We start from the raw sequence: 268 nt of genomic DNA, 5'->3' as shown, positions 1-268 counted from the left end.
AGGCTGCATTAAATAAAGGCGCAACTCTTAAAGAACTTAAGCGATACGAAGAAGCGATAGTATTTGCTGACCAAGCTTTGGTGATCAATCCCAATTTAGCTGAGGCATGGTCAAACAAAGGTGTTGCCTTGAGATGGCTCACACGCTATGACGAAGCCATAGCTCACTTTGATAAGGCGCTTAGCCTAAAGCCTGATATCGACTGGATCAATGGAGATTTACTCTTCACAAAAATGAAATCAGGGAGTTGGTCTGATTTATCAGGATC

1 protein-coding gene is annotated in these 268 nt (G+C 42.5%); it reads left to right on the top strand.

Features of this window, described 5'->3' with window-relative positions; all coding sequences use genetic code 11:
- On the top strand, nt 1-268 hold a 268-nt coding region (locus ICN43_RS11100; protein ID WP_216200120.1), incomplete at both ends, for a tetratricopeptide repeat protein.

The sequence above is a fragment of the Polynucleobacter sp. UK-Mo-2m-Kol15 genome (assembly GCF_018881505.1).
Lineage (GTDB): Bacteria > Pseudomonadota > Gammaproteobacteria > Burkholderiales > Burkholderiaceae > Polynucleobacter.
The sequence above is the reverse complement of the archived record's forward strand: the minus strand, read 5'-3'. Positions and strand labels throughout refer to the sequence as shown.